The sequence below is a fragment of the Bacillus sp. TH22 genome, from assembly GCF_016651015.1.
Lineage (GTDB): Bacteria > Bacillota > Bacilli > Bacillales > Bacillaceae_G > Bacillus_A > Bacillus_A mycoides.
Genome location: NZ_JAEKER010000001.1, coordinates 1,797,684 through 1,819,835, shown reverse-complemented (window position 1 = coordinate 1,819,835; position 22,152 = coordinate 1,797,684). Strand labels below are relative to the sequence as shown.

Sequence of the window (22,152 nt, the reverse complement as noted above, 5' to 3'; positions counted from 1 at the left end):
GGGCATGTCTATTTATAAAGAGTTAAATGATATTCAGCTAGATATCACAGAGTTTGAGGAGACTCCCTTAACCAAAATAGAGGAAAAGCAGTGGGAAAAACGTGTGAAAAATAAGCTACGCAAAAATAAAAAAACAAAAAAATGGTTCGGGGTCGCAGCAGCTTGCATGTTAATTGTCAGTATTACAGTGCCACTTGGACAAACATCTTTAGCAAATATGCCATTTATTGCGGGATTGATTGAAAAATATATTGATAAACAGCAACCACTTGACTATTCTCCCTATAAAACGGCTATTGGGAAAACTGCTGAAAATAAATACGGTAAACTGACGTTAAATGAGGTATTAGTGGATGACAATAAATTATTCATCAGTTCAACATTTGAGCCAGCGAAGGGTGTGAAATTTGATTATCAAACATATTTAATTCCACAGGTACGAATAAATGGGCGTGACTTTTCTAATACAAAGGATGCACAATCAATTGAAGTAAATGATTCTATGTTTACAATTTACGGTGGTATCGAGTTAAGTGAAATGCCACAAACTGATGAACTTCAAATCGAAATTACTTATGATACATTCAACAGGGATACTGTAATTGAGCAACCATGGATATTTGCTATTGAAGTATCACAAGCTCAGTTGATGAAAGAGAAGCGGACGTTTGATTTAAATGAAACAATTGCTTTATACGATGGCAATAAAGTAACTGTTAACAAAGTAGTTTCTACGTCGATTTCCACAACGATTTACTATGATGTGACACAAAGTACAAATGAAGATATTTATTTTAAAATCGAATCAGAATCTGGGGAAGCACATACAATTAAAGAGGTGGTTATATCGAATGAAGATGGTGGTATTTCTTTTAGTAGATTTGATGGAATAAATGTAGCGGTGGGAAAATATTCACTTGTACCGTATTCGGGGAAAGAAAACAAAAAAATTGGACCACCTATTCCGATTCAATAACTTATTAAAGCTGATAAATAATTATTTAAGGAGAGAAGAGGACGTTCACAATGAACGCCCTCTTCTCATTTTATAAAACCCAAAACTAACAAGTGTAGAAATACAAGAGAAAAGAAGCGCTACACTAGAAAATGCAATGAGATACATATTATACTTCATCATTTTACCGATTAGTTGGTTACTATCGTACTGAAACAGTCCCGCTATTATATTGAATAAAAATAATAAGATAAACATGACGATGACGCCGTCTATTGATCCTTTAATGTCTGGTTTACTTAAAGCGATATGTGCGGAAATACAAATAGCGATAAATAAAAATAACCAAAAAGAAGGGGTCAATAAATTGTTCATTGTAAACAAGCTTTTTAATAAAAAGAATGTTGATAAAAACATGTTTTGGATCATGTCTAAGTTAATAGAAGTCGATGTAACAGTTTTTTCCAGATTCGTATTAAATAAATAATATGACTTTGGTACGAAATAGCGCATTAAAAGTATTAAGGCAGTAATACCAGAAATAATAGGACCGATGCCGATAAAGAAATTACCGATTCGTTGATATACACTTTTTTGATTGTATTGATGTTGTACGTAACCTAAAGCTCCCTGACTTGTATCTGTTGGGAAAAACTGCGTTGCTACAATTTTATGACGAAATACTAGACACATAATTGCATGCCCAAGTTCATGAACGGGAACACCAATCCATGCAGTTAAAAGAAATCCCTTCCTACCAAAAGCTCTCGACCAATACGTTCGTGTGAGAGATTCTAAATAACCTAATATAAATCCAATTACAATGATGACACCAATTAAAGAAAATAATTGGATCACACTTGTAAGGAGTGTTTGAAAAATCGAGTTTACAAATTCCACTGTCTTCATCCAATCTGTTTAAAATGTTATTTGCTCTGTTTCATAATAACATTATTTTTCTATATTACTAGCACACATAGTTTCGTTTAAAAGAAGGATTTCATATTCTTTTTCTTGTAGTCATGTTTTATGTACAAAGTCATATATTGAATTTGTAACACCCTATAAGGTATATGCTTAAGGAGGGATGAGAGAATGAAATGTCCGGCATGTAATACTGAAAATGCAGCGGAAGCAAGATTTTGCGGGAATTGTGGACATTCGTTAACGGAAGAAGTGGTAGCGAGTGGTGGGCAGGAAGAAGGGCAGCTATCGCGCCCGGCAAGAGTAAAGGAAACTCGTCCGAATGAAACGGTAGAGCAGGCGAAACAATTTGCAAGTGGCTATTTTCAGTTCTTTAAAAATGCTTTTAAATCACCATCGGCCATTATGGAAAGTGGAAATATTGAAGTGCGAAATGGAATTACAAGCCTTGTACTTATTTGTTTTTTAGGAGCATGTATTTTTTATAGAATGATGAGCGCAGCGGCGACTGTTACGAGGACATTAGTGCCAGATATAGCTACTCCTACTTTCTTCGGAGAATCTGTAATGGTCTTTTTCTTTTTATTAATTTTAACTTTATTTGTCGGATTTATTATTTTTGTAAGTGGTAAGATGATGAAATCATCTTTTTCTTTTCTTGAAGCATTCGGTATATGGGGGACGATAGCGACGCCAGCTATTGCTATACTAGTTCTTTCTTTTCTATTTAGTTTCCTATTGATCTTTTTTTTACCAATCTTATTAGGGCTGGCTACAACGTATATGGGAATTAGTATAATTGTAGCTATATTAAAACTAGACAACGGCGGAGTAGATCCTGTTTACACACTTATTATCGCAAATGTTTTAATCGGAATTGCAACGTTTATCGTGTTTTGGTCTTACATTAAAACGATAATCCAAACCTTTATCGGGGGATTAACAGGCTTCTAACGAAAAGGTGGTTGAATGGATGAATGTATGTACAAAATGCGGAGCTCAGTATGAAGATGGAGTGCAATTTTGCCAAAACTGCGGGATGAAGAGGGAAAGTCTTGTAGTAAAGAAGAAAATGAGCGGCGGTACAAAAGTTGGCATTACACTCTTAACATTACTTGTTATAGTAATTGTTGGATTGTATTTGTATGGATCATCGTATTATAAGCAGACGGCACAAGTAGACCGAATGATTACTATTTTACAAGAGAGGGACGGGGAGAAAATAGCTGAGATCATCACGGCAGATGATCCAGCCGTTATTGTAACGAGAGAGAGTTTAACGCCTCTATTTTCATATATAAAAGAAAATCCATCTTATGTGAATGAATTGAAAGAATATTTGAGGCAAGGTGAAAAACAAGGGGATGGAATAGAAAGAGCAGATTTTTCTTTAACGAAAGATGGGAAACATTTCTTTTTATTTGATTGGTATAAATTGAAAGCAAAGACGTATTATACGACTCTGCTTACAAATGAAAAAGGTACATCTTTAAAATTGAACGGAAAAGAAATTGATAAGACAAATGACAAAAAGTTTGAGAAGCAATATGGACCGTTTCTTCCTGGAACTCAAGTATTTCAATCTGAATATAAAAATGACTATGTAAAACTATCACGTGAGGAAAAGGTTGTACTTATGAAACAAAGTCAAAATAATGTAACGGTAGATTTAACGTTGCAAGGGCAATATATTACAGTTCAAACGAATGAATCTGGTGCGACATTATACGTGAATCAAAAGCCAGTTACTGCGTTGACTGGAGAAGAAATTACGTGGGGACCAGTAGCAACTGATGGAAGTGCGGCGATTTATTTAGAACGAAATGGAGAAAACGGAAGGGAAACGACAAAGGTAGAAACGGTAACGGCACTTTCGGCTTATAATCTTCCATTTCAAAAGAAAAGTGTAGAAAAAACAGTTGTTTACAATGTTACTCCACCGCCTACGACTGGGTATGTATATAATGGTTTCATCTTCCCTGATAGTGATATTCGAAAATTAAAGAGTACGGACTTAACATATTTATCGAAAGAACAATTGAAAATAGCAAGAAACGAAATATACGCAAGACATGGACATATGTTTCAAACGAAAGATATGCAAGCGTATTTTTCAAAACAGTCTTGGTATAGAGAAAATCCGTATTTTACAGGAAAGCTAACAGATATTGAAACTTATAATGTTGAATTGATCAAATCAAGAGAATAAACACGTGAAAAAGGTACAGTGCATAGCTGTACCTTTTCTATGGTTATTTAGCTGTACCAGGATCCCTTGAGAAAAAGATATGAAAGAGGAATGTGACTTTGCTTGCTCCTCCTGATGTACTTGCTTGCACATCAGATAATGCACTAGATGTTAAAACACCTTCAGAACGAGGGGGTACGACTATTTTGAGAGTATCATCTTTTTCTGATGATGCAGTAACTGTTATTGTATCATCAGATAAGTTTACAATTTTAACAGTACCGATTGGTAAGATGGACTTGCCAGCGTGTGATGCTGAAGCGAAGCGAGAGCCTTTCCAAATCGTTTGTGCGAAAGTCTCATCATTAGATAACCAAGCACGAGCGCTGTATAATGTTACGTTAATAGAAAATTCTTGATCAAGTGGCATGGCGGCTTTCGGTTCTTGCGGTTCCTCTGGAGTTTGAGCGAGAAGGCCGGCGCACATGTATGTTTCACCTACTTTCAATAGTTACTGTTATAGCATATTAAACTTCTTGTTTATAGGACACGACGGATACCTATTCATGCATAGGTTTGTGCACCAAATTTGTAGATAGAATTCTATTTCTTTACAATGGAAGTAGGTGTTATTTCTATAAAATATGGAAATCGTAAAGAGTATGTAAAAAAGAAGGAGTGGTAAAGTGAACTATGTCATTATTGGCGGAGATGCAGCAGGTATGAGTGCAGCAATGCAAATTGTTAGAAACGATGAAACGGCAAATATTGTAACGTTAGAAAAAGGTGAAATCTATTCATACGCTCAGTGCGGATTACCGTATGTGATTAGTGGTGTTATTGCTTCTACTGAAAAGTTAATTGCACGCGATGTAAAGACGTTTCGTGATAAATATGGAATTGATGCGAAAGTACGTCATGAAGTAACGAAAGTAGATACGGAAAAGAAAATGGTGTACGCAGAGCATACGGAGACGAAAGATGTTTTTGAATTTCCGTATGACCGTTTATTAATTGCGACTGGAGTGCGTCCTGTTATGCCGGAATGGGAAGGGCGAGATTTGCAAGGCGTTCATCTTTTAAAAACAATTCCGGATGCTGAGCGCATATTAAAAACGCTAGAAACGAATAAAGTTGAAGATGTAACCATTATTGGCGGCGGTGCAATCGGTCTAGAGATGGCAGAAACATTCGTCGAACTTGGTAAGAAAGTAAGAATGATTGAGCGAAATGATCATATCGGTACGATTTATGATGCAGATATGGCTGAATATATACATAAAGAAGCAGATAAACACAATATTGAAATTTTAACGAATGAAAATGTGAAAGCATTTAAAGGAAAAGAAAGAGTGGAACAAATTGAAACAGATAAAGGTACGTATAAAACAGATCTCGTTTTAGTATCTGTCGGTGTACAGCCAAATACTGATTTTCTTGAAGGGACAAATATACGTAAAACTCATAAAGGTGCAATTGAAGTAAATGCTTATATGCAAACAAATGTGAAAGACGTATACGCTGCTGGTGATTGTGCAACGCATTACCATGTTATAAAGGAAACTCATGATCATATCCCGCTCGGAACGACTGCGAATAAACAAGGGCGACTTGCCGGACTCAATATGGTTGATAAACGAAGAGCATTTAAAGGTACGTTAGGTACAGGCATTATTAAATTTATGAACCTGACGCTCGCAAGAACAGGCTTAAATGAAAAAGAAGCGAAAGGGCTAAACATCCCGTATAAGACGGTCAAAGTAGATTCAACAAATATGGCGGGCTATTACCCGAGTGCTTCGCCACTTCACTTGAAATTACTATATTACGCCGATACGAAACAATTGTTAGGCGGACAAGTAATTGGAGAAGAAGGTGTAGATAAACGTATTGATGTTATCGCAATGGCACTTTTCAATAAAATGAGTATTCACGATTTAGAAGATGTCGACTTAAGTTACGCACCACCATATAACAGCGTTTGGGATCCAATTCAACAAGCAGCAAGGAGAGCGGAATAGCACTTTTTTAAGTGCTATTTTTTTGTGAAAGGGGAATAAATAAAGTTTCACTTTATTTTGAATATACCGTTCACCCTTGAAAACATAGTACGTATCGCTTATATTGTCATATAGTATTTATTTTTTAATAAAGCAATGAACGAACCAGGGGGCACAGTATGGCAATTAACATGAATACAATCGAAGAATGGATTGCTGAATCAAATGCAAGAAACGAAGAAGATTTAGGAAACGTTGTTGAAGAGATGAAAGAAGTATGTGTCGGACTTGATAACGCGACATTAATTTATACGAAAAACGTATTTTGTTTCGGTAAGAAAGTAGAAGTATTCTTCTTCTTCCAAGATCACGTCGTTATCGGAGAAGAGAAGGAAGAGTATATTGAGATTGAAAAATTAAAGTATGATGACATTACAAATAGCAACTTAAAAACAAATGACAAAAATACAACGTTAGAACTTAAGTTTTCTAACGGGAAAGCTATTAATTTAGATAGTCTAAATGATAACTACGGTACGAAAAACTGGTTATTTGCAAGACAAATTAAGAGTATTTTTAAAGTAATCTAGTAAAAAAGGCAGACCCCTAATGGTCTGCTTTTTTACTTATTTCCTATTAAATAAAGGCACCCTCTTTCTTCGTAACATTTCACGCTTGTAAATCCCGTCTCATAAAAAAGGTTTACTAATTCTTCGGTCGTCTTAAATTTATCCATATGATATTGGATTTTGAAAGTTTCAGCGACTAGTAAAACGGATCCATTCGGTTTTAAGACGCGAAATACTTCTTTCATATCATTCTCAACATCAGGCCAAAAGTAGTGGGTTTGAAAAGCGGTAATGAGATCAAAGAAGTCCGGATGATATGGAATAGAGGAGACGCTTGCTTGATGAATAATTACTTTCGCTGCTTTGACATCCTTCATATTTGCTTTCTTTGAGTTTTCAACAGCTTGATTGGAGTAGTCGATCCCGTATATTTTCCCAAGCGGAGTTCGTTTTGAAAGAGTCTGTATGGTTTTACCACCTCCACAACCAATATCTAAAATAACTGCATTTTCACGTATATGTATTTTTTGTAAAGCCCAATTTGTTAGTCTCGTATGCGCAGCATTCATAATGCAAAGCATAGAGGAACCAATTGTCCCGCGAGGATTTTTCGCTTGCTCGATTAATCTTTGTAAAATACTCAATTCAAACTCTCCTTTTATATAAGAATATGTATTTATTTCGCTTTTAATAATTTAACTCCTTTAAAAAAAGCACGCCATTAATCGGCGTGCTTCTAATTATGCAAGGACCCTTTTAGCCAATTTCGCGCCCTGTAAGCCCCAACAGGAATTTGAATGAGTGAAGTTTCATTTCCGGCATCAATCCCGTACAATTGATCGCATGAATTTGTATCAAAACTTAGTAACGGATGCCCGCCCATCCCCATCGCAGTCGCTGCAAAAACGAGTTTATGAACGAGCATGCCAGCTTCCATTTGATGAATGCGATATCCTCTATAACCTAATTTATTTTTATAGTAATCTTTATTTCCGATTACATGTAGACAAAGTGGTACTTGAAAAAGGTTTACGTTATCCATCGTCATACTGGATTGCAGAGAATAACGAAGGTCTCCGTACCGAATTGGCTGTATGGAATGTGTCCTACTGTTATAAGCGTAAGCGCCGTTTTCTATGTCTTTTACGTTATAAAAACATCCATATAGTGAGACTCGTGCGTTTTCATTTAAATATTTGCCATCAAGGTCGTTGTAATAAGGGAAGGAGAGGCTCGCTTCTTGTAGTAAAGTAGCGAGCTCGGCTGCATCCCATTTCGTTAAAATGAAGTCAGAATCAGGTGAATATCGTTTTTTACAAAGTTGTAAAAAATCATATGATAAACGTGCCACTTTAGGTAGCTGCATAGCGTGTGCACTATATTGTTGTCGTTCTTCACTGGTAAATGTTTGGAAGTGTTCTGTTGATTCAATCATAGATGACGCGTTTATTTTTTTTATCATCGGATAGTCATCTACATGTTTTGAACGAACGAAATGCTCATGTGTTAACGGCGGGATTTGCTGCAACAAGTCATGAGAAGTAACGGTTTTATTTTTACGATGATCATCATGAAACCAATCTGTATTCGGTTCTGTACTTAAAGGAATAACAGCATACACACTTTCTTCACCTTCTGACAGTCCAAGTAAATGATTCATTGCCCGATCTAGAAACTGAAAATATACACCATTTGTATAACCAAATTGTTTTGCGCATTCAAGTAATTGACCGATGAGAACACCGCTATCTAATCCTTGAAGACGATACGAAAAGTTATTGTATTTAAAGAAGTTTTTCCAAAACATAGTGGATACAAATGCAGCACCAAAACAAGAATGTATGTTACAACGATTGCCGAGTGCTTCTGTAAGATAAGAATCGAAATTTCCTTCGCGAAGTAAGATAAGACGGTGATGTGCGGCGTCGTAATGGTAAATGCCGTCTGGATAATGATCAATTTTTAAATACATATATAATTCATTCGGATATAAAGCACCCCCAGAAGGGATGAATCTTCGAAATAGAGTTGTTGTTTTATTATTTTCTAGGTTAGTAGTAGGCTGACATAATTGTGTTAAACCAAATGAGTACCAAAGATAATGACCGATTTCCTCTAAGTTAGGTTTAGTAGAAGAATTCCGCAAAGTTAATGGGATTTCTAAAGAGAGAGGGATTACTGGTAAATTTCGATATAATTTATAAGGAAGTGGTGCGTCTTCCCAGTCAATCTCTTTATCGGACGACATAATTTCATTAATAGAAAAATGGAGATGATGTAAAAAAGTATCAGGTTGCATCAAATTTCCCCCTCACTATGAATTATGGAAACGGATGCGGATGTGGATTTAAACTTTCATTCGTTAAAGGCTCAGCCCAATATCCAAGTGTCATCGGTACGGTATACACTCTATCCAGTCCTGTAACCCGAGTGAGATGGTGACCGAACGTCATCGGTAACATGCCTGGAATAATTACTTTTACACAATGTAAGCCGTTCTTTTCTATAAGGGGGACCGTTTGATCTACAACAATTACTTCAAGTCCAGATTGATGTAATCTGTTTAAAAGTTGATGAAGATCAGATGTTAAATCCATATCAAATGATTGTAATGCATTCATTTCTTGGAACGTTTGCACTGGAGCATCTTCACGTAAAAGGAAGTGAAGACGCTCTTCAGCTTCTTTCAATCCGTACAGCATACTATGGTCTTCCATTTGCGAAACAAGATATGGATCTTGTAAACAGTTTTCATATTTCTCTCTTTTTTGTTCAAGCTCTTCATCTGTTATAAGTAACATGCCCGCTATTTCATGAATTGCATTTTTTACAGCTCGAATTGGTTCCATATGTGCGCCGCCAGCACAGACGAGATTCATACCATCTTGCCTTGTATTTTTCGCAATGACCCATATGCTCGGAATACCATGTTCCATCGTTGCGTTGAAAACGTATAATTCATATCCAGTAATTGTGCGTAAGCGTTCCAACATTAGTTGCAATTCAGTATCATTGGCTGAACTAAGATCGAGACGGGGAAGAGGTAACTCGGCATACCAAGTGAGCAAAAAGGCGTCACGCTCTACAATTTCTAAAATGCCGTGAAAAATTGCTTCTTCTAAACTACCACCAATTGCACATCCATTTGATGTTTCATACACGAAAGCATCTCTATGACCAAGGCTATAATAAGCGATTGATTCTGGAACTAGAAGGGGCCTGCTTTGTAATAAAGAATATCCCCATACCCAGTTTTGCTCATAATCAGGATCAAACGGTTTAAACGGAAAGGTATCACGATTATAGTGTCCATTTGTATGTACACCAAGTGTGAGGGGATTCAGTGCAATATCTTCTAGCTCACGAAAACTGCCATGTACATTTGTTTTTTTTCCACGAGGCGACATACCGCAATAGCGTTCTAATCCTTCTAAAATAGCGGTTGCTTCACTAAGTGAAAATGAATGAGTCCGGCCCGCGACACCTTCATTTCCAAACAGTAACGGCATGTTTATAATGACATCAGCAAACGGTAATAAAGAATGTTGCATTTGGCCGTTTAAAATACCAGTCCGGTAATCTAAATAGTCTCTCGTTAAAAATGTGTTTAGCTCATGAATGGAACGACAGCGATACGTTTCAGTACTCGTTTTCAAACTTGGTTGTAAAGAAATTTGCGCTGCATCTGCTGTATCGTCAGGCAAATTGCTGCATACCGGACAGAGAGGGTCTGGAAGAAACGAATTCCGGGTACATTGTAACGTTTGTAAGTCCAGTAAAATGAGTTCGTTTTCTAAAGAAGAATATCCATGAGCTAATATTTTCTCTGTTTCGGCATGAATGAGCTGGCACATTTGTAACATTCCATTTTGGGTGGCGCGTACATCACGCCTCGTCACGTTCTCTGCTTTTAATGCATATTTTCGTTGTAGTTCCCACATTTCTTTTTGATCAAAGCCAGCTATAAACCGGCGTCCATCAGCGCAGTGGGAACATCCAGTTGTAAGAGGCTTCACGTAAGGACCGATAATACCTTCACCAAACGAAGTAAACGCGCGAAGCCACGGAATATTATTTGAGCGAAAGATAAGCTCAGCATCATGATGTACGGAAGAAGGAGACCCGTCATGTAAAACGAGAGCAAGATGAATGTTTTCAGGGAGAGCTTCTGTAATTGTATGCTGGCGGATGAGTGAATATTGCTTACACAATTGCTCATGTACATAGTCTGTGAGTAGGCCATCTCCTATAAGTAGTATGTTTTGAGTCATTGGTCATCCTCCTTTGCAATTAATACCCCATATACACCGTCTAAGTTGTCTCTTAAAAATGACTCAATAGCTAAATCAAAAACGAATGGATACAAGTTGTTTTCCGTTAAATTTTGCAAAGCAACTTGTAAAGACTGTACGCCTGGAATTTCTTCCTCTTCTTGTATTGCTACTCTAACAGGATCCGTACTATATAAAACAATGGATGATTCCGGTAACATATTAGCTTTATAAGGAATCTCTTCATTTTGAATATGAAGGAGTGCTTGTTGCAGAGCATTTCTTAATGCGAGTGTTATATTAATATTTGCCGCACCATACCATCTATCATTAATACCGATCCAAACGACAGGAAAACCAAGTAACCCCTCACTCATTCCTACTTTAGGTATTTCATGAATTGTAGAGAGAGCATCGTAGTAAAACCTACAATGTTTATCATGAATTTCGGTTAAATAAAGCTCTGTAATCTCTTCTAGCATATGTGATTGGCGTTCATATAACTTATTATTTAAATGTTTTTGGAGTGCTCGGTATACACCTTCTGTCATCGTTTCCCCAGCACCAATACCGATATCAGTATGTTCGGGGATAAGACGATGAATCATTTCAGCTACATATGTTTCAACTCCTGTTAAGCCAGCTTCGCGACGTGCTTCATTATGAGTTAATCCACCGCAAGTTATAGTAGGAAGGGGAGAGGTAGGTCCGTCTGATAATGGATTTGCAACTTGAATATTGCACTGTGATAAAGGCAATTGGTGTAAATCTTGTTCATCCCACATGTGGAATATGCCAGCTTCTTTAGAAGTTAACGTATCAAAAAAACGAAAAAGTTCAGTTGAAGTATATTGTCCGGAACGATGGGCAAGGTTTTCTTGAAGATTTTGCACCGTATCAATTGTAAAGATTTCATCGGTTGCGAGAAGATGTTTTATGAAAGGGTGCCACTTTCCTTCAAGTGTTTCCAAGTTTAATAAAAAGAATTGAGGATTATGCTGCCTATGTGAACCTTCAGCGACATGTTTAAATAACTCAAAAACGATAACATTTGCTAACATTGCAGATGCAATTGGTGAGAAAGATTCAGGTGGATTTTCACTTTGTAAAGTAGTTTCGTGTAGACGATGCCAAGCTGATTCCCAGCATTCTTCACGGTCTGCGGTTACGACGGGTCCAGCTAAACCAATTCTTGATAAGCAAATAGCTGGTATGAAATTTTTCTTAAACTCTCTACAAATAGTATGGATTGCTCTTAAACTTTCAATATCTCCATTTTGGGAAACATATAAAATCCAGTCGAAAGGCTCGAATACTTCATGTAAAGGGCGATCAATTGTAATATCTATTTCTTGAATAAGTACATTGTCATCATTTGCATTTGCACGTTCGCTTAGTTCATGAATTCGATCGTAGTTTGTTTCAGCACGATCTGTAACAAGATAATGGAATGTAGGTAAACCAGATTCTAATAAAGAAGAAACTAGGGAAGTAAGCATATCGCCAGAACCAATTATAAGCACATTTGCTGCGCGGTACGTTTCGAATTTTAAAGCGCCTGAATGGGAATCAGCTTCTAAAAACTCAATTTGCGAAGCATATCTGTCGAGTAATGCACTGTTTAATTCGTGGGGAGCATCTTGGCTTACATCACGAATGAAACCATTTTCATATAAAATCTCTCCAATTTCAAATACACGATTTTGATAGGGGAGAGGGAGACCATCGGTTATTTCTGTCAAAGAATGATTACCGTTAAACATAGGCATTAATTTCTCAATCCAGTCATAAATTCCATCACCATCCATACGGAATGAACTGGAGTTATTTCGAAAGTAAACACCCCCGTTTGAATCGGGGAGGAAGAAAGTATCCTTATTTGCTTTAAGTTTTGCATGAACTGGAAGGTTATTCATGTTTATCCCCCTTACGTTTTAGGCATACATTATTAGTCTATGTAGTGTGATTTGTCCCATATGAACATAATGAAAAAAGGCTGTAGAATGATTCATTCTACAGCCTTTAATAGAGTAATAATCTATCAACCTTCTAATAATAATGATTTTGGATCTTCAAGCATATCTTTAACAGCAACAAGGAAGCTAACTGCTTCTTTACCATCAACAATACGGTGATCGTAAGATAGTGCAAGGTACATCATTGGACGGTTTTCCATACGCTCTGCATCAATTGCAACTGGACGTACTTGGATTTTATGCATCCCTAGAATACCTACTTGTGGACTATTTAGGATTGGTGTCGACATTAGAGAACCGAACACACCACCATTTGTAATTGTAAATGTACCACCTTGTAGCTCTTTTAATGAAAGTTTATTATCGCGTGCTTTCAGACCTAAATTACGAATCTCGCTTTCAATTTCAGCGAAGTTCAATTGGTTAGCATCGCGTACAACTGGAACAACTAATCCATCTGGAGCTGCTACTGCAATACCGATATCATAGAATTTTTTAATGATAAGCTCATCGCCTTGAATTTCAGCATTTAATAATGGGAACTGTTTTAATGCTGCAACAACTGCTTTTGTGAAGAATGACATAAAGCCAAGACGTACATCATGTTTTTTCTCGAAAGCATCTTTGCGTTCTTTACGTAATTCCATGATTGCACTCATATCAACTTCGTTAAATGTAGTTAACATTGCAGATGTTTGTTGAACTTCTACAAGACGTTTTGCAATTGTTTGACGGCGGCGGGACATTTTCACACGCTCAACTGGTTTTTCAAATTCAGTTTTTGCAACTGGAGCCGGACTTTGTTTTGGAGCAGCTGGTGCTTCTTTTGGCGCTGCAGCGTGAGCTTGTACGTCATGTGGTCTCACACGTCCAAGTGGATCTGTGCTACGTACTTCGTTTAAATCGATTCCTAATTCACGAGCCATTTTGCGAGCAGCTGGTGATGCGATAGGACGATTTGTATTTGGTAAACCTTGCAACGCTTTATTTTGTTCAGCACTTGGAGCTGCTGCTTTCGGTGCTTCAGTAGTTTCTTGTTTTGGTTGCTCATTAGCCGGAGCTGGTGTGCTTACTTCAACCGCTGCGCCGTTTGCATCTAAAATTGCGATAGTAGCGCCAACTTCAACTGTATCTCCAGGTTCGCCTAGTAACTTCGATACAATACCTGAATCCTCTGCAATGATTTCTACATTGACTTTGTCAGTCTCAAGCTCAACAACGCTGCCACCTTTCTCAACTTTGTCGCCTACGTTGATAAGCCATTGTGAAATAGTTCCTTCTGAAATAGATTCTGCAAGCTCAGGTACTTTAATTTCGATCATTTTAAATGTCCTCCCCTTATTTGCCTAACGGTGTGTTTTATCTTCTTTAATCTTCGGTAATCTCCATTTGTTAGCCTGGCTGTGGCAGACTATCTGCCACAGCCAAGCCTGAAAAACTCATTGTTACTTTCAGTTGCTGAAAACTTCAATTTCTTGTTTATCTTGACGGAAGTTGTACTTCACATCTAAAGCGTGTGCAACGATTAATTCTTGCTCAGCTTTGTGAGCGAATGGATCGCCACCAGATGGGCTAGAACGATCCGGGCGTCCAATGTAACCTGTTTTCACTTTATCCCCAGCTAGTTCGAATAGAATTGGAGCCATGTAATGCCATGCGCCCATATTACGAGGTTCTTCTTGAACCCAAATGATTTCTTCTAAGTTTTTAAAGCGTTTAATAATAGATTGAACTTTTTCAGCAGGGAATGGGTACAACTGCTCGATACGAACCATATGAACTTCATCTAGGCTGTACTCATGCTTACCACTTTCGATTTCTGCTGCTAAGTCAATTGCCATTTTACCTGTACTTAAAACAAGACGTTTTACTTTGTTTGGTTTCGCACCAAGGTTTTCTTGTTCTAAAGCAGGTTGGAAACGTCCTTCGCTTAACTGACTAGCAGTTGAAAGCGTAAGTGGATGACGTAATAAACTCTTTGGTGTCATAAGCACTAACGGTCGAACAGCTTCTGTTCCTAAGATAGATGCTTGACGACGTAAAATATGGAAGTATTGTGCCGCGCTCGTTAAGTTTGCAACTGTCCAGTTGTTCTCAGCAGCTAATTGTAAGAAACGCTCTGGACGTGCACTAGAGTGTTCTGGCCCTTGACCTTCATAACCGTGTGGTAATAGAAGAACTAAACCAGATTTTTGACCCCATTTTGCTCTTCCTGCTGAAACATATTGATCAAATAATGCTTGCGCAGTATTTGAGAAGTCACCGTATTGAGCTTCCCACATCACAAGAGTTTCTGGAGAAAATACGTTGTAACCATATTCGTAACCAACAACAGCAGCTTCTGATAACGGACTGTTATGAACAGAGAATGATGCGTTAATGTTCGGTAAACGGTGTAATGGTGAATATGTTTCGTTTGTATCAGTATCGTGTAATACGATATGACGGTGCGCGAATGTACCACGCTGTGAATCTTGACCAGTTAAACGAATTGGCGTACCTTCTTGCAAAATAGAAGCGAATGCTAACGATTCAGCAAGTGCCCATTCAATTTTACCGTTCTCTTCAAGAGCATCTTTACGGCGCTCAAGAATTTTCTTCACTTTTGGATATACGTTAAAGCCTTCAGGCCAAGATAATAGTCCTTCATTAATTGCACGAAGTGATTCAATTGAAACACCAGTGTCAATCGGTTGAATTCCTTTTGCAACAACTTCTGGAACTTTAACGTGAATTGTTGCAGCACTTGTATCAGCTGGTGGCACTTGTGCGTATTCAGCCTTTAATTCTTCTTGTATAAACTGAGTAATTGTTTCAACCTCATCTGCATTCAGAACGCCAGCAGATTGTAATTGATCTGCATAAATTGCTCTTACAGTTGGGTGATTTTTAATTTTTTTGTACACTTGTGGTTGCGTAACTGCTGGATCATCCATTTCGTTATGACCATATCGGCGGTAACCGATTAAATCGATTAAGAAGTCCTTTTTGAACAGCGTACGATATTGGATCGCAAGGTTTGCAGCAGCAAGACAAGCTTCCGGATCATCAGCATTCACGTGAACAATCGGAATATCGAAACCTTTTGCAAGGTCGCTTGAATATTTAGTAGAACGAGAATCATAGCTATCAGTCGTAAAGCCGACTGCATTATTTGCGATAACATGAATAGTTCCGCCAGTTTGGTATGCATTCAATCTACTTAAGTTGAGTGTCTCAGACACAACACCTTGACCAGGGAATGCAGCATCACCATGAACTAAAATTACGAATGATTTTGTAGTATCTTGTTCTGGAAGACCAGATTTTTTACGATTCTCTTGAGCTGCGCGTGCGAAACCTTCAACAACAGGGTTAACGAACTCAAGATGACTCGGATTATTAGCTAATGTAACACGAGTGCTAACCTCTTCATTACCAACGACTTGTTCTCTACCTAAATGGTATTTCACGTCGCCAGTCCAGCCAGCATTTGCCACTGCACCTTCTATTTTTGCATGTTTGAATTCTGCAAACATGTGATTATATGGCTTTTCTAATACGTGAGCGAGTACGCTTAGACGACCACGGTGAGCCATACCAATCATGACATCTTCAACGCCGCCTTTAGCACCTTCTGAAACAATTTCATCTAGTACAGGTACAAGCATATCAACGCCCTCTATTGAGAAACGTTTTTGACCAACGAATGTTTTATGCAAGAATTGCTCGAAACCTTCAACAGCAGTTAAACGTTTTAAAAGAGCAGTTCGTTTTTTATTTGATAATGGTTGACGCAATGAATTTGATTCCACCATTTGATGCAACCACGCGCGTTCTTCACTATCTTGTATATGTGAGAATTCATAAGCTAAAGATTTTGTATAAACGTCTTTTAATCTATGAATTACATCAAGTGCAGTGTGAATACCCTCTGGTGCATCTTGCCATACTGTTTTTGCTGGAATCGCTTTCAAGTCAGCATCGCTCAGTTCGTTCATTGTTTTCTCGATAAGAGATTGTCCGTTTGCAGCATCTTCCATCGGATTAATGTGAGCCAATGTATGCCCGAAAGAACGAATCTGTTCAACAAGTTGAACGACTTTAAGAATCTTTTCAATGTTCCCTGAGTTTTGAGGAGAAAAATGTGTTGCTGTGTTGTCCCCTGTTACGACATCATCTTGAAACGAAGGAGCTCCAAAAATTTCAAAAAGCTCTTGTAATTCCGGATCAACAGAACCTGCTCCAGTTACGTAAAGATCATACTGTTCAATAACATAACCAAGGTTCGGACCATGGAACTTGGCCCAAGGGTTTGTCGTTGTATTCTTCCTCGTCATTTGTTTAAACCTCCCAATGCATATAATCCTTTTTCCATACAAAAAGGTGCATTTTGCTCTTTTCAATAATTGATGAACCAATAATCAATGTAAATGTTTTTCTTTACTCTTATGTTATTACAATAATTTACATAATACCAAACACTATTACTTATCTGTTTTGTAAAAAAACATTCACAATAACTTATCACCCAAGTTAATCTTTCATGTTATAAAGTAATTTCACGGGAAAACGGGGTGGATATATTTGGTATACCTACATTAATACCTATAATTGTTGCATTTAAATATAAGTATAACTATCAGAATGTTTCGATAAAATTTAGTTCGAATTATGTATATTGGAATAATAAGCGCTTTCATTGATATTATACAACAATATAACGGAATATAGTATAAAAAATAAAAAATTATGAATTTACCATAAACTTTATCTCGATAGTGTTAAATATCGAAAGGAAAATGAAGGATTTCTACAAAAAAAGTGGCTATACATAAAAAATGCTTCATAAACCGTTAGTTTCTATAAATATGGCGAAAAACAACGTAAAAACAATAGCGCATTTCACCCGATAAAGAGCAGAATGAAACATTTTAAAAGGATAAAACAAATATGGAGATATTAAATTTTCATAAAAACGGAGAGGAGATATAGTAACGGCTATATACATTGTTCCATGTTTCATTTCAAAATAGACGTGCTGAATTTGAAAAAGTTTCTTCTATATAAATAGAATGAAAAATAAGCGAAATGAATGTAAAGGAAACTTGACGTAAAGTTTCCTTTACATATATACTCGGTATAAGGGAGGAGGGAGAAATTTCCTTGGAAAATAAAATGGTCGAATACCGAAAAAAACTTGGACTATCTCAAGAAAAATTGGCTGAGAAACTTGGGGTTTCCAGACAAACCATCATTTCAATTGAAAAAGGAAAATACGATCCATCACTTCCATTAGCATTTGAAATAGCAAAAACATTTCAGACAACGATAGAACATGTATTTATTTATGAAGGAAAAGAAGAGGGGGAAAAAGGATGAATTATTCACAAAAGTACTTTGTAATTATGGGGATTATCTTTTTAATTATGAGCGGAACTATGATATTAGCAGGTATAATGACTCATTCTGCACCGCCAATTCCAACCTATACAGTACTTGCAATGATGATCATGTGTTTTTGCCTAAGCTACTTGCACCCGCAATTTAAAGAAAAAGATGAGCGAATGAAACTTATTCGTTATAAAGGAATGTTCTTCAGCTTTTTTGCACTAACGGCATACTATCTTCTTTTCTCTATTGGCTTAAACTTAAAAGTAATTACGCTATCTTCGGTTGAACTATTGAATATATTAATGGCACTTACGATGAGTACAGTTTTTATATCGTTTGTTGTTTTATCGAAAAGATATTAAGATGTAAAAGAGAAAGGAAGATTAACATATGCAAATGATGTATGCTTTTGGCATGGGGCTTGTATTATTTTTAGCGGTATTCTTATTTATTCGTAAAGACGTTCAAGGCGGAACGTTAACGAAACGAGGATTTTATAAAATGATCGGCTGTTTAGTTGTTATGTTTATAGCGATTATCGTAATGATCGTTCTAATTAATAAAACATTATAGAATTTAAAAACGGAACCTTACTTTATAGTAAGGTTTTTCTATTTGAAATTAATACTAAAAAATACCATAAAAACTATTTAGTGACTATATTTCCTATTATATAATCCAATAAAATGATAGATAAGGAGAATAGTATATGAACAAAAAAACTATCTTCTTCTTATTAACATGTCTACTACTTATAGCTAGTATTACTTATATAATATGTAACAAACGAGAACAAGTGCCACCTATGTTAGTATGGGAGGGCCAGGAATACTACGTTACGAATGAACCTGCCAAAGCAGAAGAAATCGGACAAAGACTTGGTGAAGTAACAAAGAAAATTGAAACGAGCAAACAGCCTACTAAAGATAGTGAATCCAACATATTACAAGAAAAAACAGAAGTATTTGAAATGATTTTAGAAGAAGAGGATGAAAGGCCGCCTATACTCGTAAAAGAACCTAAGAGTGAAAAATGTAGAGTAGTAAGGCCGATGTTAAAGCAAGTACTATAATAATGAAGAAACAAATTTTTAATAGAGAGTAGTGACGTTATGAGATGGAAAGCAGGAACGTTTGAAAAAATAGAAACGAATGATTTATCTATTGAGCAGCTTAAATGTGCCTATAAGTTGTTTTAAAGTACATAACGAAAATTTTTTCAAAGAAATACCTTATAAAAATATTAAAATATGCAAAATTGCATATTGGTTATTCTAAATCTTATGCTAACCTTATAATGAAAAATATAACATTTGTTGGTAATGAATGATTTTTGAAGGAAATAAGTTGTTGAAAAAAATACCATATAGGGAAATTGTTAGAAGTTCAGATGTTACAAACGTCATCTTATTTTCAATGTCTGATAAAAGTGATGCCATCAGAGGGCAAAATATTGTTGTTGACTATGGATATACAATTGTATAAATAAATCATCTTGGGAATTAAGGGTGTGGATAATGAGTTTACTAATTAAAGATTTAACAAAGAAATTTGACGAGCATGTTGCAGTGAATAATTTGAATATCGAGATACCAAAAGGTGAAATATTTGGATTCTTGGGCGGGAATGGAGCAGGTAAAACGACTACATTTCGAATGATACTTGGCCTTTTATCGAAATCAAGCGGAACCATTTCATGGAATGGTAAGCCTATAAATTATGATGTAACGGATAAGATTGGGTATTTACCCGAAGAACGTGGGCTTTATGCGAAAATGACTGTCAAAGAACAAGTTAACTTTTTTGCAAAACTAAAGAACATGAAAAGTAAAGATGCAGAAAAAGAACTTCACTATTGGCTGGAGCGTTTTAATATAACTGAGAATCTGAACAAAAAAGTAGGAGAACTTTCAAAAGGGAATCAGCAAAAAATTCAGCTGATAACAGCGATTATACATAAGCCTGAACTCTTAATTTTAGATGAACCATTTAGTGGTTTAGACCCAGTAAATGTTGAAATGTTAAAAGAAGCCGTTCTTGATATGCAAAAACAAGGGTCGTCCATTCTTTTTAGTTCACATCGTATGGAACATGTGGAAGAGTTATGTCAACACATTTGTATCATGCACAAAGGAGTACCTGTTGTTCAGGGAGACATTGCAAAAATTAAAAGTGATTTTGGTAAAAAGAATGTTGTAATCGTTGGCGATCATGACTTTGACCATTTGAAAGAAATAAAAGGTGTAGAAAGTATGAAGAAACGTAAGAATGCAGTTACTCTTAAAATTTCATATGAAGAAGTTTCGCATATTTTATTTAAAGAAATAACGAAGTTAGGGTATGTTAAAAAGTTTGCAGTAGAAGAGCCTACATTAAATGACATCTTTATTGAGAAAGTAGGTGCACAGCATGAATAGTTTCTGGACGATTTTTTTACAAAACTATAAATCTAAGGTAAAAGCTACATCATATATTGTTATTACAATCATGATTTCTATGTTAATTATAGGAATGATGAATTTTGAAAAAATTTATAACTATTTTGTAGGTAACGAGGAAGAGCAAGTTGTCGTTGTTACAGAAAAAGAAGAATTATATACAAAAATTCAACAAGTGTTTAAAAATGTCGATAGTAAGATACATGTTAAACATAGTACGGATAAACAAAAAGCAGAATCAGGTGTTAAAGATGGTGATTATACATATGCAATCGTTGTAGAGGAATTGGATAATAAGCAACTAAAGGCTACGTATATAACTGAGACAGATACAAATCAGCAAGATGTTAGTAAGGTTCAAACGATTTTATCTCAAATACAATCTTCTAATTTCGCGCAGCAATTAAATCTATCACAAGATGAATTAAAGGTGTTAACAACGCCAGTAGAAATACAAACCAAAACTGTTTCAGATAAGGTTAAAGATGGAGAACATACAGAGGGTGTAGGAATTTTAATTAATACCTTTATCATGCTAAATTATGTAATGATATTAATGTATGCTGCACAATTAGCTACAGATGTTGCAACAGAAAAATCTTCTCGTGTCATGGAGTTAGTTGTTTCAAGTATTTCGCCTACAAAACATTTATATGCGAAGCTCTTCTCAACATTATTGGCAGGTATTACACAAATAATAATTTGGGGCTTGGTCGCAACTGTAGGGTATAAAACAGCAATTAATGAATCGAAAAATGATGTTTTAAATAGTATTGATTTAAATTCTGTTGCTCCTACTCTAGTGTTTTATGGGATTCTATTCTTCACATTAGGATTCTTATTATATGGCTCATTATCTTGTCTACTCGGCTCTGTTATTAGTCGTATAGAGGAATCTTCTCAAGCTGTTATGCCGCTGACATTTATGTTAATTGCTGCTTTGTATATCGCACTTTATGGAATGTCAAATCCAAGCAGCACGGTTGTTACCATTACTAGCTATATACCTTTCTTTACTCCTATTGTTATGCTCGTACGAATTGGATTCCTCAATATCCCAGTATGGGAGATTGCGCTTGCATTAGCGATTCTATTAGCAACAATATGTATGATGATTGGTTTAACGAGTCGTGTTTACCGCGGTGGCGTATTATTATATGGTAAAGGTGCATTCAGTAATATAAAAAAGGCAATCAAGTTAGGGAAAAAATAAGATTGGCTTATTCATATTTAAAAAGACTACATAGTTAATCTATGTAGTTTTTTGTTGTTACAATAATTTTTATATATAAATTATTGTATTAGGCTATTTTTTAAAGAAAACTTTAAAAAGCTCCCAAGAAGAGAGTGAAGAATTGAGTTCTGGTGAACAACGCAGAGCTATGGGTGATATAATTTATATCTTTCTCAAAAATTGAGGAAAAGAAGTAGGGGAAATGGTATAAATATAATATTAGCG

The 22,152-nt window shown here is 36.1% G+C and carries 20 protein-coding genes; 12 read left to right on the top strand and 8 right to left on the bottom strand.

Going from position 1 to position 22,152, the window contains the following annotated elements; all coding sequences use genetic code 11:
* Window positions 1–4 precede the first annotated feature (4 nt).
* Window positions 5–976 carry a DUF4179 domain-containing protein gene (locus JFU18_RS09195; protein ID WP_201034872.1) on the top strand — a complete coding sequence of 324 codons (972 nt, stop codon included), beginning with the start codon at window positions 5–7 and terminating at the stop codon, window positions 974–976.
* Window positions 977–1,021: 45 nt separating this feature from the next.
* Here JFU18_RS09195 and JFU18_RS09190 read toward each other — a convergent pair whose 3' ends face one another.
* Window positions 1,022–1,855 (bottom strand): hypothetical protein, encoded by an 834-nt coding sequence (locus JFU18_RS09190; RefSeq protein WP_201034873.1) that lies wholly within the window; start codon window positions 1,853–1,855, stop codon window positions 1,022–1,024.
* A gap of 195 nt (window positions 1,856–2,050) precedes the next feature.
* Here JFU18_RS09190 and JFU18_RS09185 point away from each other — a divergent pair, with 195 nt between their 5' ends.
* Both JFU18_RS09185 and JFU18_RS09180 read left to right on the top strand, forming a co-directional pair.
* Window positions 2,051–2,833 (top strand): zinc ribbon domain-containing protein, encoded by a 783-nt coding sequence (locus tag JFU18_RS09185; RefSeq protein ID WP_149190268.1) that lies wholly within the window; start codon window positions 2,051–2,053, stop codon window positions 2,831–2,833.
* Window positions 2,834–2,852: 19 nt separating this feature from the next.
* Window positions 2,853–4,088: a TcaA 3rd/4th domain-containing protein gene (locus tag JFU18_RS09180; RefSeq protein WP_149190269.1), complete on the top strand. Its 1,236-nt coding sequence runs from the start codon at window positions 2,853–2,855 to the stop codon at window positions 4,086–4,088.
* Between the two features lie 43 nt (window positions 4,089–4,131).
* Here JFU18_RS09180 and JFU18_RS09175 read toward each other — a convergent pair whose 3' ends face one another.
* Entirely contained in the window at window positions 4,132–4,554 is a 423-nt protein-coding gene (locus JFU18_RS09175) for a hypothetical protein (RefSeq protein WP_201034874.1), read from the bottom strand.
* A gap of 199 nt (window positions 4,555–4,753) precedes the next feature.
* Between JFU18_RS09175 and JFU18_RS09170 the strand changes: the two genes are divergently transcribed.
* Window positions 4,754–6,088 (top strand): CoA-disulfide reductase, encoded by a 1,335-nt coding sequence (locus tag JFU18_RS09170; RefSeq protein WP_201034875.1) that lies wholly within the window; start codon window positions 4,754–4,756, stop codon window positions 6,086–6,088.
* 158 nt (window positions 6,089–6,246) lie between these two features.
* The gene (locus JFU18_RS09165) at window positions 6,247–6,657 is read left to right on the top strand and encodes a DUF3908 family protein (protein WP_002030461.1); all 411 of its coding nucleotides are present in this window, start codon (window positions 6,247–6,249) and stop codon (window positions 6,655–6,657) included.
* 32 nt (window positions 6,658–6,689) lie between these two features.
* Here the strand turns inward: JFU18_RS09165 and JFU18_RS09160 are convergent, their stop codons facing one another.
* The 6 genes from JFU18_RS09160 to odhA all read right to left on the bottom strand — a co-directional run bounded on the left by JFU18_RS09160 (window position 6,690) and on the right by odhA (window position 17,202).
* Entirely contained in the window at window positions 6,690–7,280 is a 591-nt protein-coding gene (locus JFU18_RS09160; protein ID WP_201034876.1) for a class I SAM-dependent methyltransferase, read from the bottom strand.
* A gap of 92 nt (window positions 7,281–7,372) precedes the next feature.
* A complete protein-coding gene (locus JFU18_RS09155) occupies window positions 7,373–8,935 on the bottom strand; it encodes a SagB family peptide dehydrogenase (protein ID WP_201050300.1) in 1,563 nt (520 codons plus the stop codon).
* A 22-nt stretch (window positions 8,936–8,957) separates the two neighbouring features.
* The gene (locus JFU18_RS09150; RefSeq protein WP_201034878.1) at window positions 8,958–10,907 is read right to left on the bottom strand and encodes a TOMM precursor leader peptide-binding protein; all 1,950 of its coding nucleotides are present in this window, start codon (window positions 10,905–10,907) and stop codon (window positions 8,958–8,960) included.
* Window positions 10,904–12,823 (bottom strand): putative thiazole-containing bacteriocin maturation protein, encoded by a 1,920-nt coding sequence (locus JFU18_RS09145; protein WP_085309821.1) that lies wholly within the window; start codon window positions 12,821–12,823, stop codon window positions 10,904–10,906. Before JFU18_RS09145 ends, JFU18_RS09150 begins: the two co-directional genes overlap by 4 nt.
* Window positions 12,824–12,948: 125 nt before the next feature.
* A complete protein-coding gene (gene odhB / locus JFU18_RS09140; protein WP_002168867.1) occupies window positions 12,949–14,205 on the bottom strand; it encodes a 2-oxoglutarate dehydrogenase complex dihydrolipoyllysine-residue succinyltransferase in 1,257 nt (418 codons plus the stop codon).
* 129 nt (window positions 14,206–14,334) lie between these two features.
* On the bottom strand, window positions 14,335–17,202 hold the full coding sequence (odhA, locus tag JFU18_RS09135; RefSeq protein ID WP_201034879.1) for a 2-oxoglutarate dehydrogenase E1 component: 2,868 nt from the start codon (window positions 17,200–17,202) through the stop codon (window positions 14,335–14,337).
* Window positions 17,203–18,028: 826 nt separating this feature from the next.
* Between odhA and JFU18_RS09130 the strand changes: the two genes are divergently transcribed.
* The 7 genes from JFU18_RS09130 (at window position 18,029) to JFU18_RS09100 (ending at window position 21,906) form a co-directional block, all read left to right on the top strand.
* Complete coding sequence (locus JFU18_RS09130; protein ID WP_002188807.1) at window positions 18,029–18,244, top strand: helix-turn-helix transcriptional regulator; 216 nt, start codon at window positions 18,029–18,031, stop codon at window positions 18,242–18,244.
* Entirely contained in the window at window positions 18,241–18,618 is a 378-nt protein-coding gene (locus tag JFU18_RS09125) for a permease (RefSeq protein WP_201032699.1), read from the top strand. The genes JFU18_RS09130 and JFU18_RS09125 overlap by 4 nt, the downstream gene beginning before the upstream one ends.
* Before the next feature lie 28 nt (window positions 18,619–18,646).
* Entirely contained in the window at window positions 18,647–18,829 is a 183-nt protein-coding gene (locus JFU18_RS09120; RefSeq protein WP_002011459.1) for a DUF3976 domain-containing protein, read from the top strand.
* Between the two features lie 136 nt (window positions 18,830–18,965).
* The gene (locus tag JFU18_RS09115; protein ID WP_201032700.1) at window positions 18,966–19,328 is read left to right on the top strand and encodes a hypothetical protein; all 363 of its coding nucleotides are present in this window, start codon (window positions 18,966–18,968) and stop codon (window positions 19,326–19,328) included.
* Between the two features lie 253 nt (window positions 19,329–19,581).
* Window positions 19,582–19,740 carry an SDR family oxidoreductase gene (locus JFU18_RS09110; RefSeq protein WP_043313409.1) on the top strand — a complete coding sequence of 53 codons (159 nt, stop codon included), beginning with the start codon at window positions 19,582–19,584 and terminating at the stop codon, window positions 19,738–19,740.
* Between the two features lie 32 nt (window positions 19,741–19,772).
* Window positions 19,773–20,672: an ABC transporter ATP-binding protein gene (locus JFU18_RS09105; RefSeq protein WP_201032701.1), complete on the top strand. Its 900-nt coding sequence runs from the start codon at window positions 19,773–19,775 to the stop codon at window positions 20,670–20,672.
* Window positions 20,665–21,906: an ABC transporter permease gene (locus JFU18_RS09100; RefSeq protein WP_201032702.1), complete on the top strand. Its 1,242-nt coding sequence runs from the start codon at window positions 20,665–20,667 to the stop codon at window positions 21,904–21,906. The genes JFU18_RS09105 and JFU18_RS09100 overlap by 8 nt, the downstream gene beginning before the upstream one ends.
* The last annotated feature ends 246 nt before the right edge of the window (window positions 21,907–22,152 follow it).